General features: G+C 73.2%; 22 protein-coding genes. 12 read left to right on the top strand and 10 right to left on the bottom strand.

Translation table 11 applies throughout. The features are described 5' to 3' along the window. Positions 1–6 precede the first annotated feature (6 nt). The 4 genes from AC07GB_RS12815 to AC07GB_RS12800 form a co-directional block, all read right to left on the bottom strand. Positions 7–1215 carry a D-alanyl-D-alanine carboxypeptidase family protein gene (locus tag AC07GB_RS12815; protein WP_478844486.1) on the bottom strand — a complete coding sequence of 403 codons (1209 nt, stop codon included), beginning with the start codon at positions 1213–1215 and terminating at the stop codon, positions 7–9. Between the two features lie 277 nt (positions 1216–1492). Next, positions 1493–2668: a carboxylate-amine ligase gene (locus AC07GB_RS12810; RefSeq protein ID WP_478844484.1), complete on the bottom strand. Its 1176-nt coding sequence runs from the start codon at positions 2666–2668 to the stop codon at positions 1493–1495. Between the two features lie 149 nt (positions 2669–2817). Then, positions 2818–3300, bottom strand: coding sequence for a GNAT family N-acetyltransferase (locus AC07GB_RS12805; RefSeq protein ID WP_478844482.1), 483 nt, complete (start codon positions 3298–3300; stop codon positions 2818–2820). A 180-nt stretch (positions 3301–3480) separates the two neighbouring features. Then, positions 3481–4701, bottom strand: a complete 1221-nt coding sequence (locus AC07GB_RS12800; RefSeq protein WP_478844841.1) for an MFS transporter — start codon at positions 4699–4701, stop codon at positions 3481–3483. A gap of 167 nt (positions 4702–4868) precedes the next feature. Between AC07GB_RS12800 and AC07GB_RS12795 the strand changes: the two genes are divergently transcribed. The 3 genes from AC07GB_RS12795 (at position 4869) to AC07GB_RS12785 (ending at position 6912) form a co-directional block, all read left to right on the top strand. Beyond that, positions 4869–5642 (top strand): AraC family transcriptional regulator, encoded by a 774-nt coding sequence (locus tag AC07GB_RS12795; RefSeq protein ID WP_478844480.1) that lies wholly within the window; start codon positions 4869–4871, stop codon positions 5640–5642. 176 nt (positions 5643–5818) lie between these two features. Then, positions 5819–6244, top strand: coding sequence for a peptidase inhibitor family I36 protein (locus AC07GB_RS12790; protein ID WP_478844478.1), 426 nt, complete (start codon positions 5819–5821; stop codon positions 6242–6244). A 74-nt stretch (positions 6245–6318) separates the two neighbouring features. Beyond that, positions 6319–6912 (top strand): helix-turn-helix domain-containing protein, encoded by a 594-nt coding sequence (locus AC07GB_RS12785; protein WP_478844476.1) that lies wholly within the window; start codon positions 6319–6321, stop codon positions 6910–6912. Positions 6913–6967: 55 nt separating this feature from the next. On the opposite strand, the gene AC07GB_RS12780 is transcribed toward AC07GB_RS12785, so the two are convergent. Together AC07GB_RS12780 and AC07GB_RS12775 are read right to left on the bottom strand one after the other, a co-directional pair. Further along, on the bottom strand, positions 6968–7885 hold the full coding sequence (locus AC07GB_RS12780; RefSeq protein WP_478844474.1) for a S1 family peptidase: 918 nt from the start codon (positions 7883–7885) through the stop codon (positions 6968–6970). Between the two features lie 303 nt (positions 7886–8188). Beyond that, positions 8189–8947: a TetR/AcrR family transcriptional regulator gene (locus AC07GB_RS12775; RefSeq protein WP_478844472.1), complete on the bottom strand. Its 759-nt coding sequence runs from the start codon at positions 8945–8947 to the stop codon at positions 8189–8191. A 130-nt stretch (positions 8948–9077) separates the two neighbouring features. Here AC07GB_RS12775 and AC07GB_RS12770 point away from each other — a divergent pair, with 130 nt between their 5' ends. The 3 genes from AC07GB_RS12770 to AC07GB_RS12760 all read left to right on the top strand — a co-directional run bounded on the left by AC07GB_RS12770 (position 9078) and on the right by AC07GB_RS12760 (position 11580). After that, entirely contained in the window at positions 9078–10055 is a 978-nt protein-coding gene (locus tag AC07GB_RS12770; RefSeq protein WP_478844470.1) for an ATP-binding cassette domain-containing protein, read from the top strand. Positions 10056–10065: 10 nt separating this feature from the next. Further along, positions 10066–10791, top strand: a complete 726-nt coding sequence (locus tag AC07GB_RS12765; protein WP_478844839.1) for an ABC transporter permease — start codon at positions 10066–10068, stop codon at positions 10789–10791. Positions 10792–10947: 156 nt separating this feature from the next. Continuing rightward, complete coding sequence (locus AC07GB_RS12760; protein WP_478844468.1) at positions 10948–11580, top strand: GNAT family N-acetyltransferase; 633 nt, start codon at positions 10948–10950, stop codon at positions 11578–11580. Between the two features lie 97 nt (positions 11581–11677). On the opposite strand, the gene AC07GB_RS12755 is transcribed toward AC07GB_RS12760, so the two are convergent. Together AC07GB_RS12755 and AC07GB_RS12750 are read right to left on the bottom strand one after the other, a co-directional pair. Next, positions 11678–12544 (bottom strand): AraC family transcriptional regulator, encoded by an 867-nt coding sequence (locus AC07GB_RS12755; RefSeq protein WP_478844466.1) that lies wholly within the window; start codon positions 12542–12544, stop codon positions 11678–11680. 30 nt (positions 12545–12574) lie between these two features. Then, a complete protein-coding gene (locus AC07GB_RS12750; protein WP_478844464.1) occupies positions 12575–13525 on the bottom strand; it encodes a LysR family transcriptional regulator in 951 nt (316 codons plus the stop codon). A 90-nt stretch (positions 13526–13615) separates the two neighbouring features. Between AC07GB_RS12750 and AC07GB_RS12745 the strand changes: the two genes are divergently transcribed. After that, on the top strand, positions 13616–14986 hold the full coding sequence (locus AC07GB_RS12745) for an aspartate aminotransferase family protein (protein ID WP_478844462.1): 1371 nt from the start codon (positions 13616–13618) through the stop codon (positions 14984–14986). A gap of 119 nt (positions 14987–15105) precedes the next feature. Beyond that, positions 15106–15666: a DinB family protein gene (locus AC07GB_RS12740; RefSeq protein ID WP_478844460.1), complete on the top strand. Its 561-nt coding sequence runs from the start codon at positions 15106–15108 to the stop codon at positions 15664–15666. A gap of 82 nt (positions 15667–15748) precedes the next feature. On the opposite strand, the gene AC07GB_RS12735 is transcribed toward AC07GB_RS12740, so the two are convergent. Both AC07GB_RS12735 and AC07GB_RS12730 read right to left on the bottom strand, forming a co-directional pair. Further along, entirely contained in the window at positions 15749–16240 is a 492-nt protein-coding gene (locus tag AC07GB_RS12735) for a glutathione peroxidase (protein WP_478844458.1), read from the bottom strand. A 10-nt stretch (positions 16241–16250) separates the two neighbouring features. Then, positions 16251–17075 carry an ABC transporter permease gene (locus AC07GB_RS12730; RefSeq protein ID WP_478844456.1) on the bottom strand — a complete coding sequence of 275 codons (825 nt, stop codon included), beginning with the start codon at positions 17073–17075 and terminating at the stop codon, positions 16251–16253. Between the two features lie 110 nt (positions 17076–17185). Between AC07GB_RS12730 and AC07GB_RS12725 the strand changes: the two genes are divergently transcribed. From AC07GB_RS12725 to AC07GB_RS12710, 4 genes are all read left to right on the top strand, one after another. Continuing rightward, entirely contained in the window at positions 17186–18271 is a 1086-nt protein-coding gene (locus AC07GB_RS12725) for an S-(hydroxymethyl)mycothiol dehydrogenase (protein ID WP_478844454.1), read from the top strand. Further along, positions 18271–18918, top strand: a complete 648-nt coding sequence (locus AC07GB_RS12720; RefSeq protein WP_478844452.1) for an MBL fold metallo-hydrolase — start codon at positions 18271–18273, stop codon at positions 18916–18918. Before AC07GB_RS12725 ends, AC07GB_RS12720 begins: the two co-directional genes overlap by 1 nt. Before the next feature lie 105 nt (positions 18919–19023). Then, complete coding sequence (locus AC07GB_RS12715) at positions 19024–19416, top strand: GNAT family N-acetyltransferase (protein ID WP_478844837.1); 393 nt, start codon at positions 19024–19026, stop codon at positions 19414–19416. Between the two features lie 139 nt (positions 19417–19555). After that, positions 19556–20272, top strand: coding sequence for a DUF2470 domain-containing protein (locus AC07GB_RS12710; protein ID WP_478844450.1), 717 nt, complete (start codon positions 19556–19558; stop codon positions 20270–20272). Positions 20273–20324 lie beyond the last annotated feature (52 nt).

Below are 20324 nucleotides of genomic sequence, written 5' to 3'. Positions count from 1 at the left end.
GTTCGGTCACTCCACGAACTCCCTTCCCGCGCCCGGCCGTCGGGCCACCGTAACCGCACGCCGCCGCACGATCACCACGCATCCGGCCAGGAGCACCGCGGCGCCCGCCCCGACCAGCACGAGAGCGGGCCAGGCGGAGCCGTCGTCGGACTCCGTCGCGGGCGCGAACGCGGCCGACGCCACGGCGGCGTTCCGCGCCCGGTCCGGCGCGGTACGGGGCTTCGCGGGCAGCAGCGAGCCGACCGGCCGCACCCGGCCCGACGCCGCGAAACCCCAGTCGAGCAGCCGCCGGGCCTCCTCGTACACGGCGTAGCCGCCGTTCCGCGGGTTCATCACCGTCACCACGAGCGTGTGGGCGCCCCGGTGGGCGGCGGCGATGAGAGTGTTCCCGGCTTGGCTGGTATAGCCGTTCTTGACGCCGATCAGGCCGGGGTAGCGGGCCACGCCGCCCGCGCCGGTGAGCAGCCGGTTGGTGTTCTGGATCGGGTACGACCAGCCGCCCGCGGGGAAGGAGGCCACTTCCGTCGAGCAGTAGCGGGCGAACTGCGGGTCGGCGAGGCCCGCCCTGCCGAACACCGCCAGGTCGTACGCCGAGGAGACCTGCCCGGCCGCGTCGTAGCCGTCGGGCGAGACCACGTGGGTGTCGCGGGCGCCGAGCGCGCGGGCCTTGGCGCGCATCTGCCTGACGGTGCGGTCCATCCCGCCGTTCATCGCGGTGAGCACGTGCACGGCGTCGTTGCCGGAGCTGAGGAACACACCGCGCCACAGGTCGGCCACGCGGTAGCTGCGCCCCGCCGAGACCCCCACCAGGCTGCTGCCGCCGCCCACGCGGGCCAGTTCGGCCTCGGTGACCGTGTGCCGGGTGTCCGGGTGCAGCCGGGGCAGGGCCGCAAGGGCGAACAGTGACTTGAGCGTGGAGGCGGGCGGCAGGCGGCGGTGCGCGTCGCGGGCGGCGAGCACGTCGCCGTTGCGCGCGTCGGCCACCACCCAGGACAGCGCCGAGACCCCGCCCGGCAGCGGCGGGGCCGCCGAGCCCGGCCGCACCTGCGTGCCGGCCCGGTCGAGCAGCGTCGAGGTGTACGCGGGCTGCCGCCCGGGCGGAGTGGGCTCGGCACACGCTGCGGTGCCGGAGAGGCAGACCAACGCCCCGGTGGTGAGGGCCGACGTGCGGAAAAGAGAGCGGCGCAGGGCGGACGGCAGAAAACTGATGGTCATTCAGCCACCGTAGGAGCGGGCTCCCCGCCCCGCAGATCGGCTTGGCCCGGCCGGGGTCACCAGGCGCTCGGGATCCGCCAGTCGGGCGGTGCGAACGGCCCGCGAGAGGACGGCAAGGGCGATCGCGCCGCACGCCGCGTCGCTCAGCAGATCGGCCGTCAGGGAGCCGCCGCTCTCCCGGCGTACGGGCAAGCGGGCGCCGCCCGGCGGCGCCGCGGCCGGAAGTCGACGTCGTGGCGACCGAAGTCGGAGCGGGGCGGGCGCCGGAGGGGAGGGCTCAGGTGACGAGGCTGGAGACGAGGTGGTCGATGACGTCCACGGGGCTCCCGCGCCGCCGGTACGCGGCCCGCTGGCGATCGGCGCCGCTGCCCTCGGCCTGGCGGCGGGACCAGGCGGCGCGCACGAGGGGGAGGTCACCGTGGCGTTCCAGCGCGGGCCGGGCCCGGCTCAGGAGGTGTGCGGCCTGGGTGGCCGCGGGCACGAGGCGCCTGGTGGACAGGTCGATGCCCGCTCCGCCGAGCCCGTCGCGCGCGGCCCGCCAGCACGCGGCCCGCAGCATCTCCGGCGGCGGGCGCAGCGGCGGCACTCCGGCCTCGACGGCCCGCAGCGCCCCGCACACCAGCGCGCGGACCACACCGGCCAGCAGGACGACGTCGTTCAGGGTGGTCGCCGCGTCCGCGACGCGGACCTCCACCGTGGGCACGTGGTGCGAGGGCCGGATGTCCCAGTACAGACCGCCGCGGTCCAGGAGGGTGTCGGTGGCGATGAGGTCGTCCACGAGGTCCTCGAAGTGGCTCGGGGACTCGAAGTACGGCGGCGGCCCCGCCACCGGCCAGCGCCCCCAGACCAAGGTGCGCCAGCTCGCGTACCCGGTGTCCTCGCCGTACCAGTACGGGGAGTTGGCCGTCAGGGCCACGAGCACGGGGAGCCACGGCCGCAGGTGGTTGCTCACCCGCAGCGCGGTGGGCAGGTCGGGCACCCCGACGTGGATGTGGCAGGCGCAGGTGCTCTGCTCGTAGTCGAGGGCACGGAACTGCGCGAGGCTCTTCGCGTAGCGCGGCGTGCTGGTGAAGGCGGGCGGCACGGGGTGCCCGAGGACCGGGGTGCCGCTGGAGATCACCCGCAGGCCTTGCCGGGCCGCGGCCCGTGCGATGCCGTCGCGGGTGGAGCGGATCTGGGCGGCCAGCCCGGCCAGCTCGGTGTGGGGGTCGGTGCGGCCCTCGACCTGGTAGCGCGTGATCTCCGTGGAGACCCGGTCCTTGAGTTCACCGGCGGCGTCGGCCACGACCTTGTCGGCGTGGGGGCTCAGCTCCCGGGTGACCGGATCGACCAGCAGGTACTCCTCCTCGACGCCCACCGTGACGGGCGGTGCCGACCGGGCGCCCGCCCCGGACCCGTCGTGCGCCGCCGCCGGCGGATCGACTTCCTCTGCCAGTTCCCCGGGGTTTCCCATAGGGGCCATGGTGGCAGCTGGAGGAAAGCCTGGATCTGACGGAATATCGCCAAATACGTCGTGGGTGGGGAGGAGGGCCCCGGCCCTCACACCGCCGGGGTCATCGGCCCGTGTGCCGGAGCCGGCCGGCTCCGGCACACGGGCGCGGGTCAGTCGCCGACCGCGGCCCGGTAGCGGGCGGTGGTCGCGTCCTCGTCACAGCGCCGCAGCCCGGCCTTCTCCAGGACGCGGACCGAGGCCGGGTTGGACAGTTCCACCGTCGCGTGCACGGTGTGGACTTCGGGGTGGCTCAGGGCGAACTCCACGACGGCGCGGGTGGCTTCCGGCGCGTAGCCGCGGCCCCTGCGGGACGGCACGACGCCGTAGCCGACCTCCAGGACGCCCTCGGACGGCGGCCAGAACAGGCCGATCGAGCCGACGACGAGCCCGCTGTCGTGCTCGACGATCAGCCGGTGGCCGTACGGGTGCAGGCCCTCGGGGTGCTCGGTGAGGAACCCGGCGATGACGCCGTCCCCCTCGGCGGGGAAGTCCTCCGCCCAGTCCGCGAGCCGGGTGCCGTCCACGACGGCGGCCAGCTCGGCGGACGACCACCCGCGCAGCACGAGCCGGTCAGTGACCAGGTCTGCCCCCACCGGCGAACAGGAAGAGACGGGCGCGGAGGCAGAAGCGGAGGGAGCGGAAGGAGAAGGTGAGGCGGAAAAGGGAGAGAAAGACACGTGGGACTCCTGGTCGTTCGGACGACCGGGCCGCTCACTGTCCTCGCGCGGCCCGGACTTGGGCATGCCGATGAAGGGCCTGGCAGGCCATATTCATCAACCCCCCTCGTCGGAACGGCAGTCGCGGGCGGCCGTGGAGGCCGCGCCCGCCGGGTGATCGTAACAAGGCGGCTCGTCGGCCGGCGCCGGGGCGGGGGTCTCGGGCTGGGCGGGCTCGCGCAGCGGCCGCAGCAGGAGCCAGCCGATGGCGGGCAGCGCGATGAGGGGCGCCAGGGCGGTGCGCAGCGAGGTGGTGTCGGCGAGGGCGCCGATGAGAGGGCTGGCGACGCCGCCGACGCTGACGGTCAGGCCGAGGGTGACCCCGCTCGCGGTACCGACACGGCTCGGCAGGTAGTCCTGTCCCAGGGTGACGTGCAAGGAGAAGGGCACGTACAGGCCCGCCGAGGTGAGCGCCACGAACACGTAGAGCGGCGGTCCGGGGACCAGCACGACACCGGCGACGGCGAGCACGCTCAAGGCGTAGGACCACCGCACGACGGCGACGCGGCTGTAGCGGGTGGCGAGCCGGCCACCGGCGACTGTGCCGACGGCGCCGCCGATGTACAGCACGAACAGACCGGCCGTGCCCGCGACTTCACCGCCGCCGACGCGCTCGCGCACGTACAGCCCGATGAACGCGCTGAGCCCGATGAACACGATCGAGCGGCACACGATGGCGCCGGACAGGCGGAGGAAGGAGGCCCAGTCGTCGGCGCCGGAACCCTGGGCGGCGCGGGCCGCCGCCGTGGCCGCGAGCGGCGCCCTGACCTCGCGCAGCGCCGCCGCGCACAGGGCCGCTCCGGCGAGGGCGGGCACGACGAGGAGCGGCGACGCCCGCAGGCCGCCGGTGGCGACGACGGCCGCGACGAGCAGCGGAGCGGTGGCGAAGCCGATGTTGCCGCCCAGCGAGAACCAGCCCATCGCCGTGTGGCTGCCGCGGCTGGCGACGCGCGCCACCCGCGCGGCCTCCGGGTGGTAGGCGGCGACACCGATGCCGGACACGGCGACCACCGTCAGCGTCAGCGCGTACGAGTCGAAGACGCCGCTGAGCGCCACACCGGCGCCGCCGACCACCGAGCTGACCGGCAGCAGCCACGGCAGCGCCCACCGGTCGGTGAGCGCCCCGAACAGCGGCTGCACCACCGACGAAAGGAGCGAAGCGGCCAGGACGACGCCGGAGGCGGCGGCGTAGGTATACGCGCGCTCGGACACGAAGTACGGGACCAGGGCGGCCACGGCTCCCTGGTAGACGTCCACACAGGTGTGACCGAGGGACATCAGGGTCAGGGGCCTGTTGCGAGGAGAGGGCTTGGACACGCACCGATCGTCGCGCCCTCGCCCGCCGTCGGGCTTCCGATAAAATGCCAAGGTTTATCGATTATCAGCCAGCGGGACGCACGTATCCGCCGGCGTGGCGCACGCCGTACGGAGAGGTCGCCGAGCCCATGCGGAGAGCCGCACCCCTGCCGGAACGGGAGGCCGTCCGTTACACCCCCGTGGCCCCGACCCACGTCCGGGTCCTCGCCCCGGGGGACCGCATCGACGCGCACCGGCACGACGACCACCAGATCGCCTACGCGGGCTCCGGGGTCGTCGCGGTCACCACGGACGCCGGTACGTGGTACGCGCCCGGCACCCGTGCCCTCTGGGTGCCCGCGGGCACCGTCCACTCCCACCGGGCGTACGGCCACCTGGAGATGTACTTCGTCGGCCTGCCCGCCGACGACAATCCACTGGGCCTGGACGAGCCGACCGTCCTCGCCGTGAGCCCGCTGCTGCGCGAGCTGATCATCGAGTACGCCCGCGGGCCCAAGGACGACAGCGCGGAGCGCCGCCGGCTGCGCGCGGTCCTGCGCGACCAGCTGCGCGCCTCCCCGCAGCAGCCGGTGCGCCTGCCCACACCCACGGATCCGCGCCTGGCGGCGGTCTGCGCGCTGGTCCACGACAACCCCGCCGACCCCCGCACCCTCGCCGACCTCGGCGCCGCGACCGGGGTCGGCGAGCGCACCCTCAGCCGCCTCTTCCGTTCCGAGCTGGGCATGACCTTCCCGCAGTGGCGCACCCAGTCGCGGCTCTACCACGCCTTGCGGATGCTCGGCGACGACACCCCCGTCACCGCCGTCGCGCACCGCTGCGGCTGGTCGTCGACGAGCGCGTTCATCGACGTCTTCCGGCGCTCGTTCGGCTACACGCCCGGCACCCACCGGCGGCGCGCCTGAGCCGGGGCGCCCGCCCCCCGGCGCGCCCTGGAGCCGTGCCAACTCCCGTACGCCCCACGTGTGGGGGATCGCGACACACCGAGCGGATCACCAAACCTGGGGGGACCACGGCCCGCGTGCCACCGTTCCGTTGGCCGCGGCCCGCGGACTCACGGGCCCCCGAGCGAAGGATCGGCATGCGCAAGGTGAAGACGATGAGGAAGAGGCTCTCCGCGCTGTTCGTCGCGGTGGCCGCCACGGCTGTCACGGCGGCCCCGGTCTCCACGGCCCACGCGGCCGACGGGTACGACCGGTGCCCTGCCGGCTACTACTGCATGTTCTCGGGTCTCGACGGGACCGGCGACATGATCCAGCTCAGGGGGAACACCCCGGACCTCGCGGCGCTCGGCATGAACGACCGCGCCAAGTCGGACTGGAACCGGACGCCGTCGACCATCTACCTCTGGTCCGACGCGGGCTACGCCGGCTGCACGGCCGTGACCTCCTCCGGCCCGACCGGCAAGGGCAACTTCTTCCCCGCCTACCAGAACTTCTTCAGCTCGGTGCAGTTCGACGGCCCCGGCGGCCCCAGCTGCGGGACGTCGCCCGGCGAGGAGGGCTGAGCCTCCCGGGGCGGGGGCGCCCGGGCTCCGGGGGCGAAGGCGCGGGACGTGACCGGCGGTTCTAGGATGCGGTCATGGCTGATCCGGACCCCTCGCCCCGCACGTCCCCCAGGGACCCGGAACTCGGCTTCCCGCCCCCCGGCGCGGTACTGCACCGGCTGCGCACGCAGCGGGGCATGTCGCTGCGTCAGGTGGCCGCGGAGTGCGGCCTCTCCGTGTCCTTCCTCGCATCCCTTGAGCGCGGCGAGACCGACATCGCCCTGGAGCGGCTCGGGCGCCTCGCCAAGGTGTTCGGGCACGACGTCGGTTCGTTCCTCGGCTTCTCCCGGGGCCGCGCCACGCCCTCGGTGTACCCGAGGGAGGAGCAGGAGACCCTGCGCCGCGCCCCGGGAGTCGTCTATCGCGTGCTGCGCGCCCCCGAGCTGGGCTACCAGGTGGTCACGGGGGACTTCGCACCGCACAGCGGCCTGGCCGAGGACCTCCAGCACGAGGGCACCGACTTGGTGATGGTCACCCGTGGCACCCTCGTCGCCCGCTACAACGGCGTCGATCACGAACTGCGCGCCGGGGACTGCATCCAGTGGGCGGCGGGCCATCCGCACACCTTCCGCAACGACGGCGACGAGCCCGCGCAGATGGTCGTGGTGCTCTTCTCCAGCCTGTACTGACACTCGCGGACACGGCGGGCCCGGGCCCCGGTGCGCCCGGACCCCCGGTCCTCGGTTAGCGGCTTGCCGCGGGCGTGCGGTGCTTCTCCGCCGCGGGCTTGGGCAGGGTGCAGCCCGGCCGGTTCAGGTCGATCTTGTTGCCGGTGCCGACGCAGGGGACGACGATGTACGTCTGCTGGGCGTAGCCGATGTTCGGGCGGACGGTGACGTTGCCGTTCTGGTCGACCTCGCAGGGGTTGTTGTCGGTGCAGCGCTGGCCGCTCTCATTGATGGTGTTGTTGACGGCCACGACCTTGCCGGTCTGGTCGTCGATCACCGGAGAGCCGGAGGTGCCGCCGATGACCTGGCACGGCTGGGTGTAGCGGAGGGAGTCCTTCCAGGTCCAGCGGCCTTCCTTGAGGCGGTACGCGAAGCCGTCCACGTTGCACTTGTACATCCGCTTCCAGTAGCCGGACGCGACGGTGATGGCGCGGCCGGCCTGCGGGTGCGCGGCGTCGATGTCGAGGGCCTTGATGCCGTAGCGCGTCTCTATGTCGCGGTAGGTGCTGGTGAGTTCGTACAGCGACACGTCGGTGTCCGTCATGGTGCCGTACGCGATTTTGCCGGCGCGCACGGTGCCGGCGTTGCCACCGCCGGCGTTGAGGAGGGTGAAGCTGCGGGTCGACGGGCGGTCGACGATGACCTGCCCCGGGCCGGGGAAGCCGGTCTCCAGGCAGTGGCCGTTGGACAGGACGAGCGCGCGGTCGGTGGGCTGCGAGCTGGGCACGCGGACGACAGAGCCGGAGCAGTTGCTGAGCGCCACGGTGCCCGCGAAGGTCACGGCCTTGGTGTTGACCTTGGCCTTGGCGGCGGGCTGTGTCCGTACGACCTGCTTGTCGGCCGTCGGCGCCTCGTTGCTGACGGCGGCGGCGGGCAGTGCCGTCGCGCCGAGGAGCAGCGCGGTGAAGACGGCACCGACGAGAGGCTTGTTCATGTGGGGGTCCCCTCTGATGGCTGTGTGACCGAAGGTGCTTCGGTTTTGTCATGCGCATCCTTAAGGGATCCTGCTGCCAGGACAAGACCGCGTACGGTCAAGTACGGGGGAGGGGCGCGGCGTTGGGCGTGGGCCGGCTCGCTGGGGCGCGGGTCGACCGCGCCAGTGCGTGAGCGAGGGCGCTGCCGGGGTCCGTCGGTGCGCTCCGGGCGGTGCGGTCCCGGCGGTGCTGTTCCTCGGCCCCCCACCGGCCCGGTGTCAGGCCCGGCCGCGCTGCTCCCTGGCCCCGCCCCCGGCCCGGTGCTAGGCCCGGCCCTGTCGGTCGACGAGGGCCTCCACGCCGTCCAGGACGACGTTCAGGCCGAACTCGAACTCCGCGTCCGGGGCGTCGGCCGTGTGCAGGGCGTCGGAGGCGAGGACGCGCGTGACGGCCGGGTGGCGCCGGGCGTCGGTGAGGGCGGCGAGGGTGCGCCGGTAGCGGCTCATGACCTCGTCGGGGGTGTGGCCGCCCGCCGTGAAGGCGGCGTCCAGGTCGGACATCAGCGTCGCCTCGTTGCGCACATAGCCGCCGACCAGCATGAGCACGCCGAGCTTCGTGCCCTCGTCGAGGCCCGTGCCGTCGAGGGTCGCGAGGCCGTACTCCATCCACGCCACGGAGCGGGGGCTCGCGGGCGGGCCGGAGATGGGGATGCGCAGGAGCCACAGGTTCGCGTGGAAGATCTCGCGCTGCGCCCACGCCCACCGGGTCATGCCGGCGCGCCACCCCGCGGCTGAGGGTGCCGCGTCGGGCGGCGGGGGCGTGACCGCCTCCTGCATCAGGACGTACAGCTCGTCCTTGGCGCCGACGTACCGGTAGAGCGACATCGGGGCGACGCCGAGCTGCTTGGCCACGCGGCCCATGGACACGGCGCCGATGCCCTCGGCGGCGGCGATGCCCACCGCCGCGTCCACGATGCGGTCCAGGCTGAGCCCCGGCTTGGGCCCTTTCGAGGGGCGGGCCCGCAGCCCCCAGGCCGTGGCGAGGCTCGCGGGCAGGCCGGTCTCCTCGTCCGTCGCCGCCATCCGCGTCGCCTCCCTCTGTGCGCCCCGAGACGCTCCTCGGGCCTCCGGCTTGACGCACATCCTAGTTCTGCGTAACCCTTACGTAGTAATGCGTAAGGGTTACGCAGTAGAAGACCGGGAGGGCGAGGTCATGTCTGACGCACCCGCCATCGAGGCCGTGGGTCTCCGCAAGGCGTACGGAGAGGTCCAGGTCCTGCGCGGTCTCGACCTCAGGGTCCGGCGCGGCACCGTGTACGCCCTGCTCGGCCCGAACGGGGCGGGCAAGACCACCGTCGTGCGCATCCTGGCCACGCTCACCACCGCCGACGCGGGCACCGCGAGGGTCGCCGGACACGACGTGCGCGCGGAGCAGGCCCTCGTCCGCCGGGCCATCAGCCTCACCGGCCAGTTCACGGCGGTGGACGAGAGGCAGACCGGCGCGGAGAACCTGCGGATGATGGCCCGGCTCGCCCGCGCGCGGGACGGCGCCCGGGCCTCCCGTGCCGAGGCACGCGCGCGTGCGGCCGAACTGCTCGACCGCTTCGACCTCGTCGACGCCTCCGACCGTGTCGTCAGGACGTACTCCGGAGGCATGCGGCGGCGGCTCGACCTGGCGGCCTCCCTCGTCGGCGCACCCGAGGTGATCTTCCTGGACGAGCCGACGACGGGGCTCGACCCGCGCAGCCGCCAGCAGTTGTGGAGCGCGGTGCGCGCCCTGGCGGAGCGCGGCACGACGGTCTTCCTCACCACGCAGTACCTCGAAGAGGCCGATCAACTGGCCGACCGCGTCGCCGTCCTGCACGGCGGCGAACTGGCCGCCGAGGGAACCCCCGACGAGCTGAAGCGGCGCGTCGCGGGCCACCGCCTCGACGTCGTCCTCGCCGACCCGTCCGCCTACCTGCGGCTCCTGCCGCAGGCGGTGCACAGCGATCCCGCCACCCGCACCCTGGGCTTCGCCACCGACGGCGGCGCGCCTCACGTCCGGGCGCTGCTCGACGCGTTGGACCCGGCCGGCACGGACATCGAGCGGTTCTCGCTGCGCACGGCCACCCTCGACGACGTCTTCCTGACGCTCACGAAGCCCGCGCGTCCCGCCGCGCCCTCTCCCCAGGAGGCCACCCGTGTCTGACGTCCTCATCATGACCGGCCGGTGCGTCCGGCTCAGCCGCCGCAACACCGACGCCCTGCTGACGGCCCTGGCACTCCCGGTGATGATGCTCCTGATCTTCGTGTACTTCTTCGGCGGGGCCATCGACACCGGCACGGAGTACGTCACCTACGTCGTGCCCGGCGTCCTGCTGCTGTGCGCGGGCTTCGGTTCGGCCGGGACCGCCGTGGCCGTCACCGAGGACCTCAAGAACGGCGTCATCGACCGGTTCCGCTCCCTCGACATCGGCGGCACCCCCATCCTCGCGGGCCACGTCCTCGCCTCCACCGCCCGCAATCTGCTCGCCACCGCGCTCGTCCTCGCGCTGGCGTTCGCGATCGGCTTCCGCCCGTCGGCCGGGCCCGGCGCCTGGCTCGCCGCGATCGGTCTCCTGGTCGTCTACATCGCCGCGCTCTCATGGGTGTCCGCGGCGGTCGGCCTGCTCGTCAGGTCCACCGAGGCGGCAGGAGGCTTCACCTTCCTCGTGAGTTTCCTGCCCTACCCGAGCAGCGCGTTCGTACGGACCGACAGCATGCCGTCCTGGCTCCAGGGGTTCGCCGCGCACCAGCCCGTCACCCAGGTCATCGAGGCGGTACGCGGCCTGCTGCTCGGGCAGCCGGTGGGCTCCACGGCGTGGGTGGCGCTCGCCTGGTGCACGGGCATCCTCGCCGCCTCGGTGGCGGTCTCGGGGGTGCTGTTCAAGCGGCGCACGGCCTAGGCCCGCCGGCGAACCGGCCGATGCCGCAAGGGACTTCGGGACTCCGACGGGGTGAGCGCCAGTGAGCGATATTCTGCTCCTGTGTACTATTTATCGTACGAGCCTCGTGGGTGACGCATCCGCGGGGCCTGGGCGCGACGACTTCGGGAGGACAGCGTGGTTCCGGAACTTGTCAGGACCTGGGCGGCGGGCTGGGCCGTGTCGCGGCGGACGCCGCCGCCGGTGGAGCTGCCGTGGGGGACCTACCTCCACGTGGGCGTCGCCGGTCAAGTGGGGCGCCATGTGCTGCCGCACGCCGCCGAGTCCGCCGTGCGCGCGGCGGCGGCCTCGGTGAGCGTGCCGGACACCTGGCTCAAGGTGCCCGGGGAGGCGGAAGAGGTCGAGCCCTGGCTGCCCGCGGGCTGGGTGGTCGACAAGGAGGAGTGCGGCTACTTGATGTCCGTGGACCTCCGGGCCACGCACCCGGCCGCACCGGACGGCTGCACCGCGTCGGTGGAGACGCGTGACGGGGTGACCTTCGTGCGCGTCCACGACGAGGCGGGCGCACCGGCCGCCCAGGGGCAGATGGCCGTCCTCGGCGAGGCCACCGTCGTGGACCGCGTCATCACGGACGAGGCACACCGCCGCCGAGGCCTCGGCAGCCACGTGATGCGCCTCCTCGCCGACGAGGCACTGGCGCGCGGCGCGTGCCTGGGCGTCCTGGGCGCGACCGACGAGGGCCGCGCCCTGTACGAGGTCCTCGGCTGGAGGCTGAGCGCCCCGCTGGCGGCGTGCGTCTACCGGCCGTGATCCGGCGCGCGGGCCCGCCCGGGAACCGGCCTCCGATGTGATCACGCGTGAGGGCGTGGCCGGGGCCCTGGCCACGCCCTCACGCGGTGCCGTCCGCTCAGCCGGCGGCCCGCTCCACGGGAATCCAGAGCTTCGCGTCCGCGTGCGCCTGGTCCTCGGAGACGTCCACCCGCAGGATTTCCGGCCCGGGCCTGCTCCGGTACGGGTTCGACGGGAACCACTGCGTGAACACGTCCCGCCACAGGTGCTGGAGCGCCTGCGGGAACGGGCCGGAGTTCTCGAAGACGGCCCACGCTCCCGCGGGCACCGCGAGGACGTCCAGGTCCTCCGGCGGCTCCGCGCTCGTCACGACCCCGTGGTAGTAGTCCAGTTCGGTCCCCTCGGCACGGCTGGGGTCGAGCTGGTCGCTGACCCCGACGATCCCCGCCGGCTCCTGGTCGGACAGCGCGCTGACGCGCCGCAGCGTCTCGGGGCCGATGCCGCGGATGAACGCGGCGATAGCGGGGTTGGCCCCTTCGTGGACGAGCGGGACGCGGGCCTTCCTGCCCACCACGCGGAACGCGTCCTTGTCCACGATCCGGTATCGCATGCTGCTGCTCCCTTCGACGACGAGTCGGAAGGACATCCGGGGCTGGGAGCGCAGCGCCGCCTTGGTGCGGCGGGCCTCGCTCGGCCCCACACCGTGGACGGCGCGGAACGCGCGCGCGAAGGCCTCGCCCGAGCCGTATCCGTAGCGCACCGCGATGTCGAGCAGCGTGCGCTCACCCGCGAGCACCTCGGCGCCCGCCGTCGACATCCGCCGCAGACGGATGTACTCCGACAACGGGATGCCCGCCAGCGCCGAGAACAGCCGCCGGAAGTGGTACTCCGACGTCATGGCGACGCGCGCCAGCTCGCTCACCTCGATCGGCGCGTCGAGATGCGCCTCGATGTGCTCCATGGCCTCGTTCAGCCGCTCCAGCACCCGGATCTCCTTCCCTTTCGATCACTCACGTTAGGAAGGGTCCGTCCCGCCCGACCCGACATCCTGTGCCCGATGCGGTCGGGTGCCGGAGGGCAGCGCCAGGCCGGGCCCGCGCAGGGTGTCCAGGACGGCGCGGACCGCCGCGCGCGGGGGCGCGCCGCGGCGGACCGCCGCCGTGATGGTGCGCGAAACGGGAGTCGCGAGTTCGCTGGTGGCGACGGCGTAGCGGCCGTCCACGGCCAGGCCGGGCAGCAGCGCGATCGACAGACCCGCCTCGACGTGCTGGAGGGCCATCAGGTAGTTGCTGAACCGGCACACCACCCGCGGCTCGAACCGCGCCTGGCGGCACAGCCGCAGCGCGAGGTTCGCCATGTACGACTGCGGCATGTCGAACGCCCACGCCTCGTCCGCGAGGGCCGCCAGGTCCACGGCGCCCCGCCCGGCCGCCGGATGCCCGGGCGGCACCACCAGCAGGATCGAGTCCGTGGCCAGCGGTACGAGGTCGAGATCGGGGCCCAGCGGCAGCTCGTCGAAGTCCGTGGTCGTGATGATGACGTCCGCGTCGCCGCCCCGCAGCGCGGGCATGCTCTCGTGCGGCTCCAGCTGGAGCACCTCGACATCGAGGTGCGGATGCTCCCGCGCGAGCCGCGTCACCGCCGGTACGGCCAGGGTGTGGATCGCGCTCTGGAACGCCCCGAGGCGCACGAGCCCGGCCGGTTCCTCGCCGAACCCGCGCAGCTCGGCCTCGACGCTGTCCATGTGGTCGAGGATCGCCCGGGCCCGCCGCGCCAGGATCAGGCCGGCCGAGGTCAGGCGCACCCGGCGGCCCGTGCGCTCGATCAGCCGGGTACGTGTCTCCGTCTCAAGCACGGCGAGCTGCTGCGACACGCTCGACGGGCTCAGATTGGCGGCCTGGGCGACCGCCCGGACGGTGCCCAGCGTGTCCAGTTGAGTGAGCAGCCGCAGTCTCCAGGGGTTCATCACCCCTCCATTGTTGTGCGGTTCTGCCGAACAGGAAAGCCGGAATTGTGAGATGGACGTGTCGCTCGGGGGCGACCTACCGTCGGCCGCATGGCTGTTTCGACCACCCCGCCGCGCTCCGTCCCCCCGTCCTGCGCCCCGTCGCGCTCCACCCCGCCGACGCCGGCGGCCTTCTGGGCCGATGCCGAGCGTCATCTCGTGCGGTACGGCGGCGCGTTCACGCCCGAGATCATCGACCGGGCCGCGGGCAGCTTCGTGTTCACCGCGGACGGCCGGAAGATCCTCGACTTCACCTCCGGCCAGATGAGCGCGATCCTCGGGCACTCGCACCCGGAGATCGTCGCGACCGTCCAGGAGGGGATCGCGACGCTCGACCACCTCTTCAGCGGCATGCTCAGCCGCCCGGTCGTCGACCTCGCGCGGCGCCTCGCCGAGACCCTGCCCGCGCCGCTGGAGAAGGCGCTGCTCCTGACGACCGGCGCCGAGTCGAACGAGGCCGCCGTGCGGATGGCCAAGCTCGTCACCGGCAAGCACGAGATCGTCTCCTTCGCGCGGTCCTGGCACGGCATGACGCAGGCCGCCGCGTCCGCCACGTACAGCGCGGGACGCAAGGGCTACGGCCCGGGCGCGCCCGGCAACTTCGCCATCCCCGTGCCGAACGCGTACCGGCCCGACTTCACCACGCCCGACGGCACCCTCGACTGGCGCCGCCAGCTGGACTTCGCCTTCGACCTGATCGACGCCCAGTCGACCGGCAGCCTCGCGGCGTGCCTCGTCGAACCCGTCCTCAGCTCGGGCGGCATCATCGAGCCGCCGCCCGGCTACTTCGCGGCCCTGCGCGACAAGTGCCGCGAACGCGGCATGCTCCTGATCCTCGACGAGGCCCAGACCGGCCTGTGCCGCACCGGGACCTGGTACGCGTTCGAGCGCGACGGCGTCGTACCCGACATCCTCACGCTGTCCAAGACGCTCGGCGCGGGGTTGCCCCTCGCGGCCGTGGTCACCAGTGCCGAGATCGAGCAGGAGGCGTACGAACGCGGGTACCTGTTCTTCACCACGCACGTCGCCGACCCGCTGGTGGCCGCCGTCGGCAACACCGTCCTCGACGTCCTGGTCCGCGACGGGCTCGACGAGCGGGCGCGGACCCTCGGCGCCTTCCTGCGCCGGGGCCTTGTGGACATCGGCGAACGGCACGAGGTCGTCGGCGACATCCGGGGCCGTGGCCTGCTGGCCGGGCTCGAACTCGTCGTCGACCGGGAGAGCAAGCGCAGTTCCGGCGAGCTGGGCGCGCGCGTCACCCGGCGCTGCCTCGAACTGGGCCTGCACATGAACATCGTCCAGCTGCCCGGCATGGGGGGAGTCCTGCGGATGGCGCCGCCGCTGACGGCCACCGAGGACGAGCTGTCCCTGGGCCTGACGATCCTCGACCAGGCGATCGGCGAGGCCCGCGCCGGGCTCTGAGCGGCGGCGCTCCGGCCCCGTGCGGCGACGGCGTCCTCTCCCGCGCCTCCCGCGCCTGCGTGCGGCAGCCCGGCATAACTCCCTGGCGAGACCGGGCCCGCGCGGACGACGATGGGGCCATGAATGATCAACCCACCCGCTGGACCCAGGCGACCGTCTACCCCGACATGTGGGCGGACCCGGACAAAGACCCCCGTAACAGCGAAGGGAGCGCGCCGGACGGCGAGCTGGCGACGTTGCAGGACTTCCTGACGAACTACCGTCACACGCTGCGGATGAAGTGCGAGGGCCTGGACCCGGAGCAGCTGGCCCGCCGGTCGGTGCCGCCGTCGACGATGTCGCTGCTCGGCCTCGTGCGCCACCTCGCCGAGGTGGAGCGGGACTGGCGCGGCTGGCTCGGCGACGACGACCCGCTGCCGAAGCTGTACGGCAGGCGTGACGGGGACTTCGACGGAGCCGTGGCCGAGCAGGCCGTGGTCGACGCGGCGTACGCGGACCTGGAGCGCGAGCAGGCAGAGACCGACGCCGCGCTGGCCCGGTATCCGGACCTGGGCACGCGCGTGGGCAAGGACAACATCTCGATACGGGAGCTGCTGGTGCACCGCGTGGAGGAGTACGCCCGCCACTGCGGGCACGCCGACCTGTTGCGCGAGTGCGTGGACGGGCGGGTCGGACAGTGACCGCGTGCCGCGGCCTTCGCGCCACGGCCGGTGGAAGCCCGCCTCCCGGCGGCCGCGTCCACCGGCCGTGGCGGCCCGGCGGTCAGGCGGGCAGGGCCGCCTCGACGGCCGCCACGACCTCGGCCGACTCGGGCTCGGTCTGCGGGGAGAAGCGGGCGGCGACCGTGCCGTCGGGGGCGATCAGGAACTTCTCGAAGTTCCAGCGGATGTCGCCGGTGTGGCCCTCGGCGTCCGCCGCCGTGACCAGGTGCTGGTACAGCGGGTGCCGCCCGGCGCCGTTGACGTCCACCTTCTCCGTCAGGGGGAACGTCACGCCGTACGTCGCCGAGCAGAACTCGGCGATCTCCTCGGACGTGCCGGGCTCCTGGCCCATGAACTGGTTGCAGGGCACGCCGAGGACGGTGAAGCCCCGGGCGGCGTACGTCTCCTGGAGGCGCTCAAGGCCCGCGTACTGCGGGGTGAGGCCGCACTTGGAGGCGACGTTGACGATCAGGACGGCCTTGCCCAGGTACTGGGGCAGGTCGGCGGGGCCGCCCTGGAGGCTCTCGATCTCTACTGCGTCGTAGACAGACATGCTCGGGAGCCTACGCTCCGGCCGCGCCGGACGCGGAGCCGGGCCGGGCGGGCTCCGGCGGCTCGTCGCGGTGCAGCCTGCCACGGGCGACCAGCTCGACGGTGGCGGCCACGGCGACGGCCTGCACGGCCATCAGGGCGATGAGGACGAACAGCTGCACCGCGCCCGCCTGCACCGGCGAAGCGCCGCCGAGCAGCATGCCGACGAACGCCCCGGGCAGCGTGACGAGGCCGACGGTACGGGTCTGGTCGAGCCCGGGCAGCAAGGCGTCCGACGCGGCCGGGCGGCTGACTTCGAGACGGGCGTCGTGCGGAAGCAGACCGAGGGCGAGGCCCGCCTCGAACTCGCCGAAGCGCGTGTGAAGTTCGTCAAGGGCACGGCGCCCGGCGAGCACCGTGGCCGTGAGCGCGCCACCGATGAGGATGCCCGTCACCGGGATCATGGCGATGCCCCGTACCGGCACGAGACCGCTCGACGTGAGGACCGCGACGACCGGCACGACGGGTGTCGCGAGGGGCACCGCCGCCCACCACCAGGTGCCGTTCGGCGTGATGCGGCGCCCCGCCGTACGCGTGGCCACGGCGAACATGAGCAGCAGAAACGCGAACAGGGCGGCCGTGTGGTGGATCACCCAGCCGATGAGCGAGGAGACGACGGCCAGTTGGGCCGTCGCCCGCGCACCGGCCACGGCGATCTCCCGGGCCCGGCCCCGCGACCCTTCGGGCGAGAGCCGGAACACCGCCGCCGCCGAGGCCGCCGCCAGAAGCAGGACCAGCAGGACGACACCCAGCGTCACATTGACGGGCAGCAGCGTCTGAGCAGCGAGTACACGCACAGGCACACCCTAGGCGCGAGGGCCGTAGGCTCCTTTCTACCGACGCGTTCGTCCTCTGGTGGGGCGATTGCGCCGGAAGGACGTACGCAGCGACAGAAGGGCGACCAGTCATGGCGCAGCAAGTGCGGGGCGTGATCGCACGCGCGAAGGGCGAGCCGGTACGGATCGAGACGATCACCGTGCCGGATCCGGGGCCTGGGGAAGCTGTGGTGAAGGTCCAGGCGTGCGGGGTCTGCCACACCGACCTGCACTATCGCGAAGGCGGGATCAACGACGACTTCCCGTTCCTGCTCGGCCATGAGGCGGCGGGCGTCGTGGAGTCGGTGGGGGAGGGCGTCAGCGAGGTCGCGCCGGGCGACTTCGTGATCCTCAACTGGCGTGCCGTGTGCGGCCAGTGCCGCGCCTGTCGGCGGGGCCGCTCCCAGTACTGCTTCAACACGCACAACGCGCGGCAGAAGATGACCCTCGCCGACGGCACCGAGCTGGCGCCCGCGCTCGGCATCGGCGCCTTCGCGGAGAAGACCCTCGTCGCGGCCGGGCAGTGCACCAAGGTCGACCCGGCCGCGTCCCCGGCCGCCGCGGGCCTGCTCGGCTGCGGAGTGATGGCCGGGCTCGGCGCGGCCATCAACACCGGCGGGGTGACCCGCGGCGACTCGGTGGCCGTCATCGGCTGCGGCGGCGTCGGCAACGCGTCCGTCGTGGGGGCCCGGCTCGCCGGAGCCGCGAAGATCATCGCCGTCGACATCGACGACAGGAAGCTGGAGACCGCGCGCGGCCTCGGAGCGACCCACACCGTCAACTCCCGCTCGACCGACCCGGTCGAGGCCGTCCGGGAGCTGACCGGTGGCTTCGGCGCCGACGTCGTCATCGACGCCGTCGGCCGCCCGGAGACGTACGAGCAGGCCTTCTACGCCCGTGACCTCGCGGGCACGGTCGTCCTGGTGGGCGTGCCGACCCCGGACATGCGCATCGACCTGCCGCTGCTCGACGTCTTCGGGCGCGGCGGCGCGCTCAAGTCGAGCTGGTACGGCGACTGCCTGCCGTCGCGGGACTTCCCCATGCTCATCGACCTCTACCGGCAGGGGCGGCTCGACCTCGACGCGTTCGTGACCGAGACGATCGCGCTCGACGAGGTGGAGAAGGCCTTCGAGCGGATGCACCACGGCGACGTGCTGCGCTCGGTGGTGGTCTTCTGATGGCCCCCGCGACCGCGGGCCCCGTCCGCGTCGAACACCTCGTCACCTCCGGCACGTTCTCCCTCGACGGCGGCACGTGGGACGTCGACAACAACGTCTGGATCGTCGGTGACGACCGCGAGGTCCTGGTCATCGACGCCGCGCACGACGCCGACGCCATCGCCGCGGCCGTGGGCGCCCGGCGCGTCGTCGCCATCGTGTGCACCCACGCCCACGACGACCACGTCGACGCCGCGCCCGCGCTCGCCGAGCGCACCGGCGCGCCCGTGCTGCTGCACCCGGACGACCTGGAGCTGTGGAAGCTGACCCACCCGGACCGGGCACCGGACGGCGAGCTGTCCGACGGCCAGGTGCTGAGCGTCGCCGGCACGACCCTGACGGTCCTGCACACCCCGGGCCACTGCCGGGGCGCCGTCAGTCTGTACGCGCCCGGACTCGGCACCGTGTTCACCGGCGACACGCTGTTCGCGGGAGGCCCCGGCGCCACCGGCCGGTCCTTCAGCGACTTCCCGACGATCGTCGAGTCGATCCGTGAGCGCCTGCTGACGCTGCCGCCGAGCACGGTGGTGCGCACCGGCCACGGCGACACCACCACCATCGGCTCGGAGTCCGGCCACGTGGAGGAGTGGATCGCGCGCGGCCACTGACCGAAGCGGCGCTCTCGCGGAGGCCACCTGCGGACATGTTCCGCCGGTGGCCTTTTCCACGCTGCTAGCCTGTAGCAGGTGAACAGCAATACTGCCCCTTACGAAATGCATGCGGAGACGCCCTCCGTCGAGACCTACCTCCACCTTCGCGCCGCGTCCGGCCTGAGTCCCCGGACGGTCGAGCAGGCCGCGGCCGGGCTGCCCCACACCTGGCACGCGGTCACCGTCCGCGCCGGGGGCGAGCCCGTCGGCATGGGCCGCGTCGTCGGCGACGGCGGCTGCGTCTTCCAGATCGTCGACATGGCCGTCCTGCCCGAGCATCAGGGGCGGGGCCTGGGCAGGCAGATCATGGACGCGCTCGTCGACGAACTGGAGCGCCGGGCGCCGAGGGGGGCGTACGTCTCCCTCATCGCGGACGGCGGCGCGCGCTACCTGTACGAGAAGTTCGGCTTCCGTGACACGGCGCCCGCGTCGATCGGGATGCACCGCCGGGTCTGACACCGACCGACACGACACCCTGCCAATCGTTACGACACCCTGCCGATCAGGGATGGGTGACGCGCCGCAGGTCACGCGTGCTGGCCGCACTCCCCGATCTCCGATAAGTTAGGCAAGGCTTACCTAATGGAGGTTGAGGATGGGTGTCCGACACATCAGCACGACCATGCCCGCGGCAGCGGCGCGCGCCCGCTCCGTGCTCGCCACTGCCTGGTCCTGCGCGGTGACCACGGAGATCGGCAGGGACGAACTCCTCGGCGCCCACAGCGTCACCGAGCGGGGTGCCGTACGCCTCGACCCGCCGGAGGACAGCGCCCTCTCGGCCGCCCTCATCTGCGCGCCGCGCGGCGAGCCGTCCACCCTCGTGGAGTTCGCGGACGTCTCGCCGGTGCCGGTGCGCGACCGGGTGCGCAGCCGCCTGTGGCTCTCGGGCTCGCTCACGGCCACCCGCGACGAACTCCTCTTCCGGCCGACCACCGTCGTGCTGCACGACACCCACGGCCGCGTCGGCATCGACCTCGAAGAGTTCGCGCTCACCGACCCCGACCCGCTCGCCCACGCCGAGTCCCGGCTGCTCACGCACCTCGCCGACTCCCACCCCGACGCCGTCGAGCAGCTCACCCGGCTCATCGCCGCGGAGAGCCTGCACGGCGTCGTGAACGTCAAACCGCTCGCCATCGACCGGCACGGCCTCACGCTGCGCCTCGAACGCGTCAGCAGCCAGGCCGACGTACGTCTGCCCTTCCATGCCCCCGTCGAGGACCTGGGGCAGGTCACCGAGCGGATGCACGCCCTGCTCACGAAGGCGCGTCTGCTGCGCCGCCCCGCGCTGCGCCCGGCGCCGCCGGAGTCCTGAGGTCGTCCTCGCGCCGAACCGCTGTTCCCCGTGGGGGAGATGGGGCGCCGTT

It is taken from the genome of Streptomyces sp. NPDC045778 (genome assembly GCF_056431945.1).
This window is presented reverse-complemented; position numbering and strand designations above follow the sequence as displayed.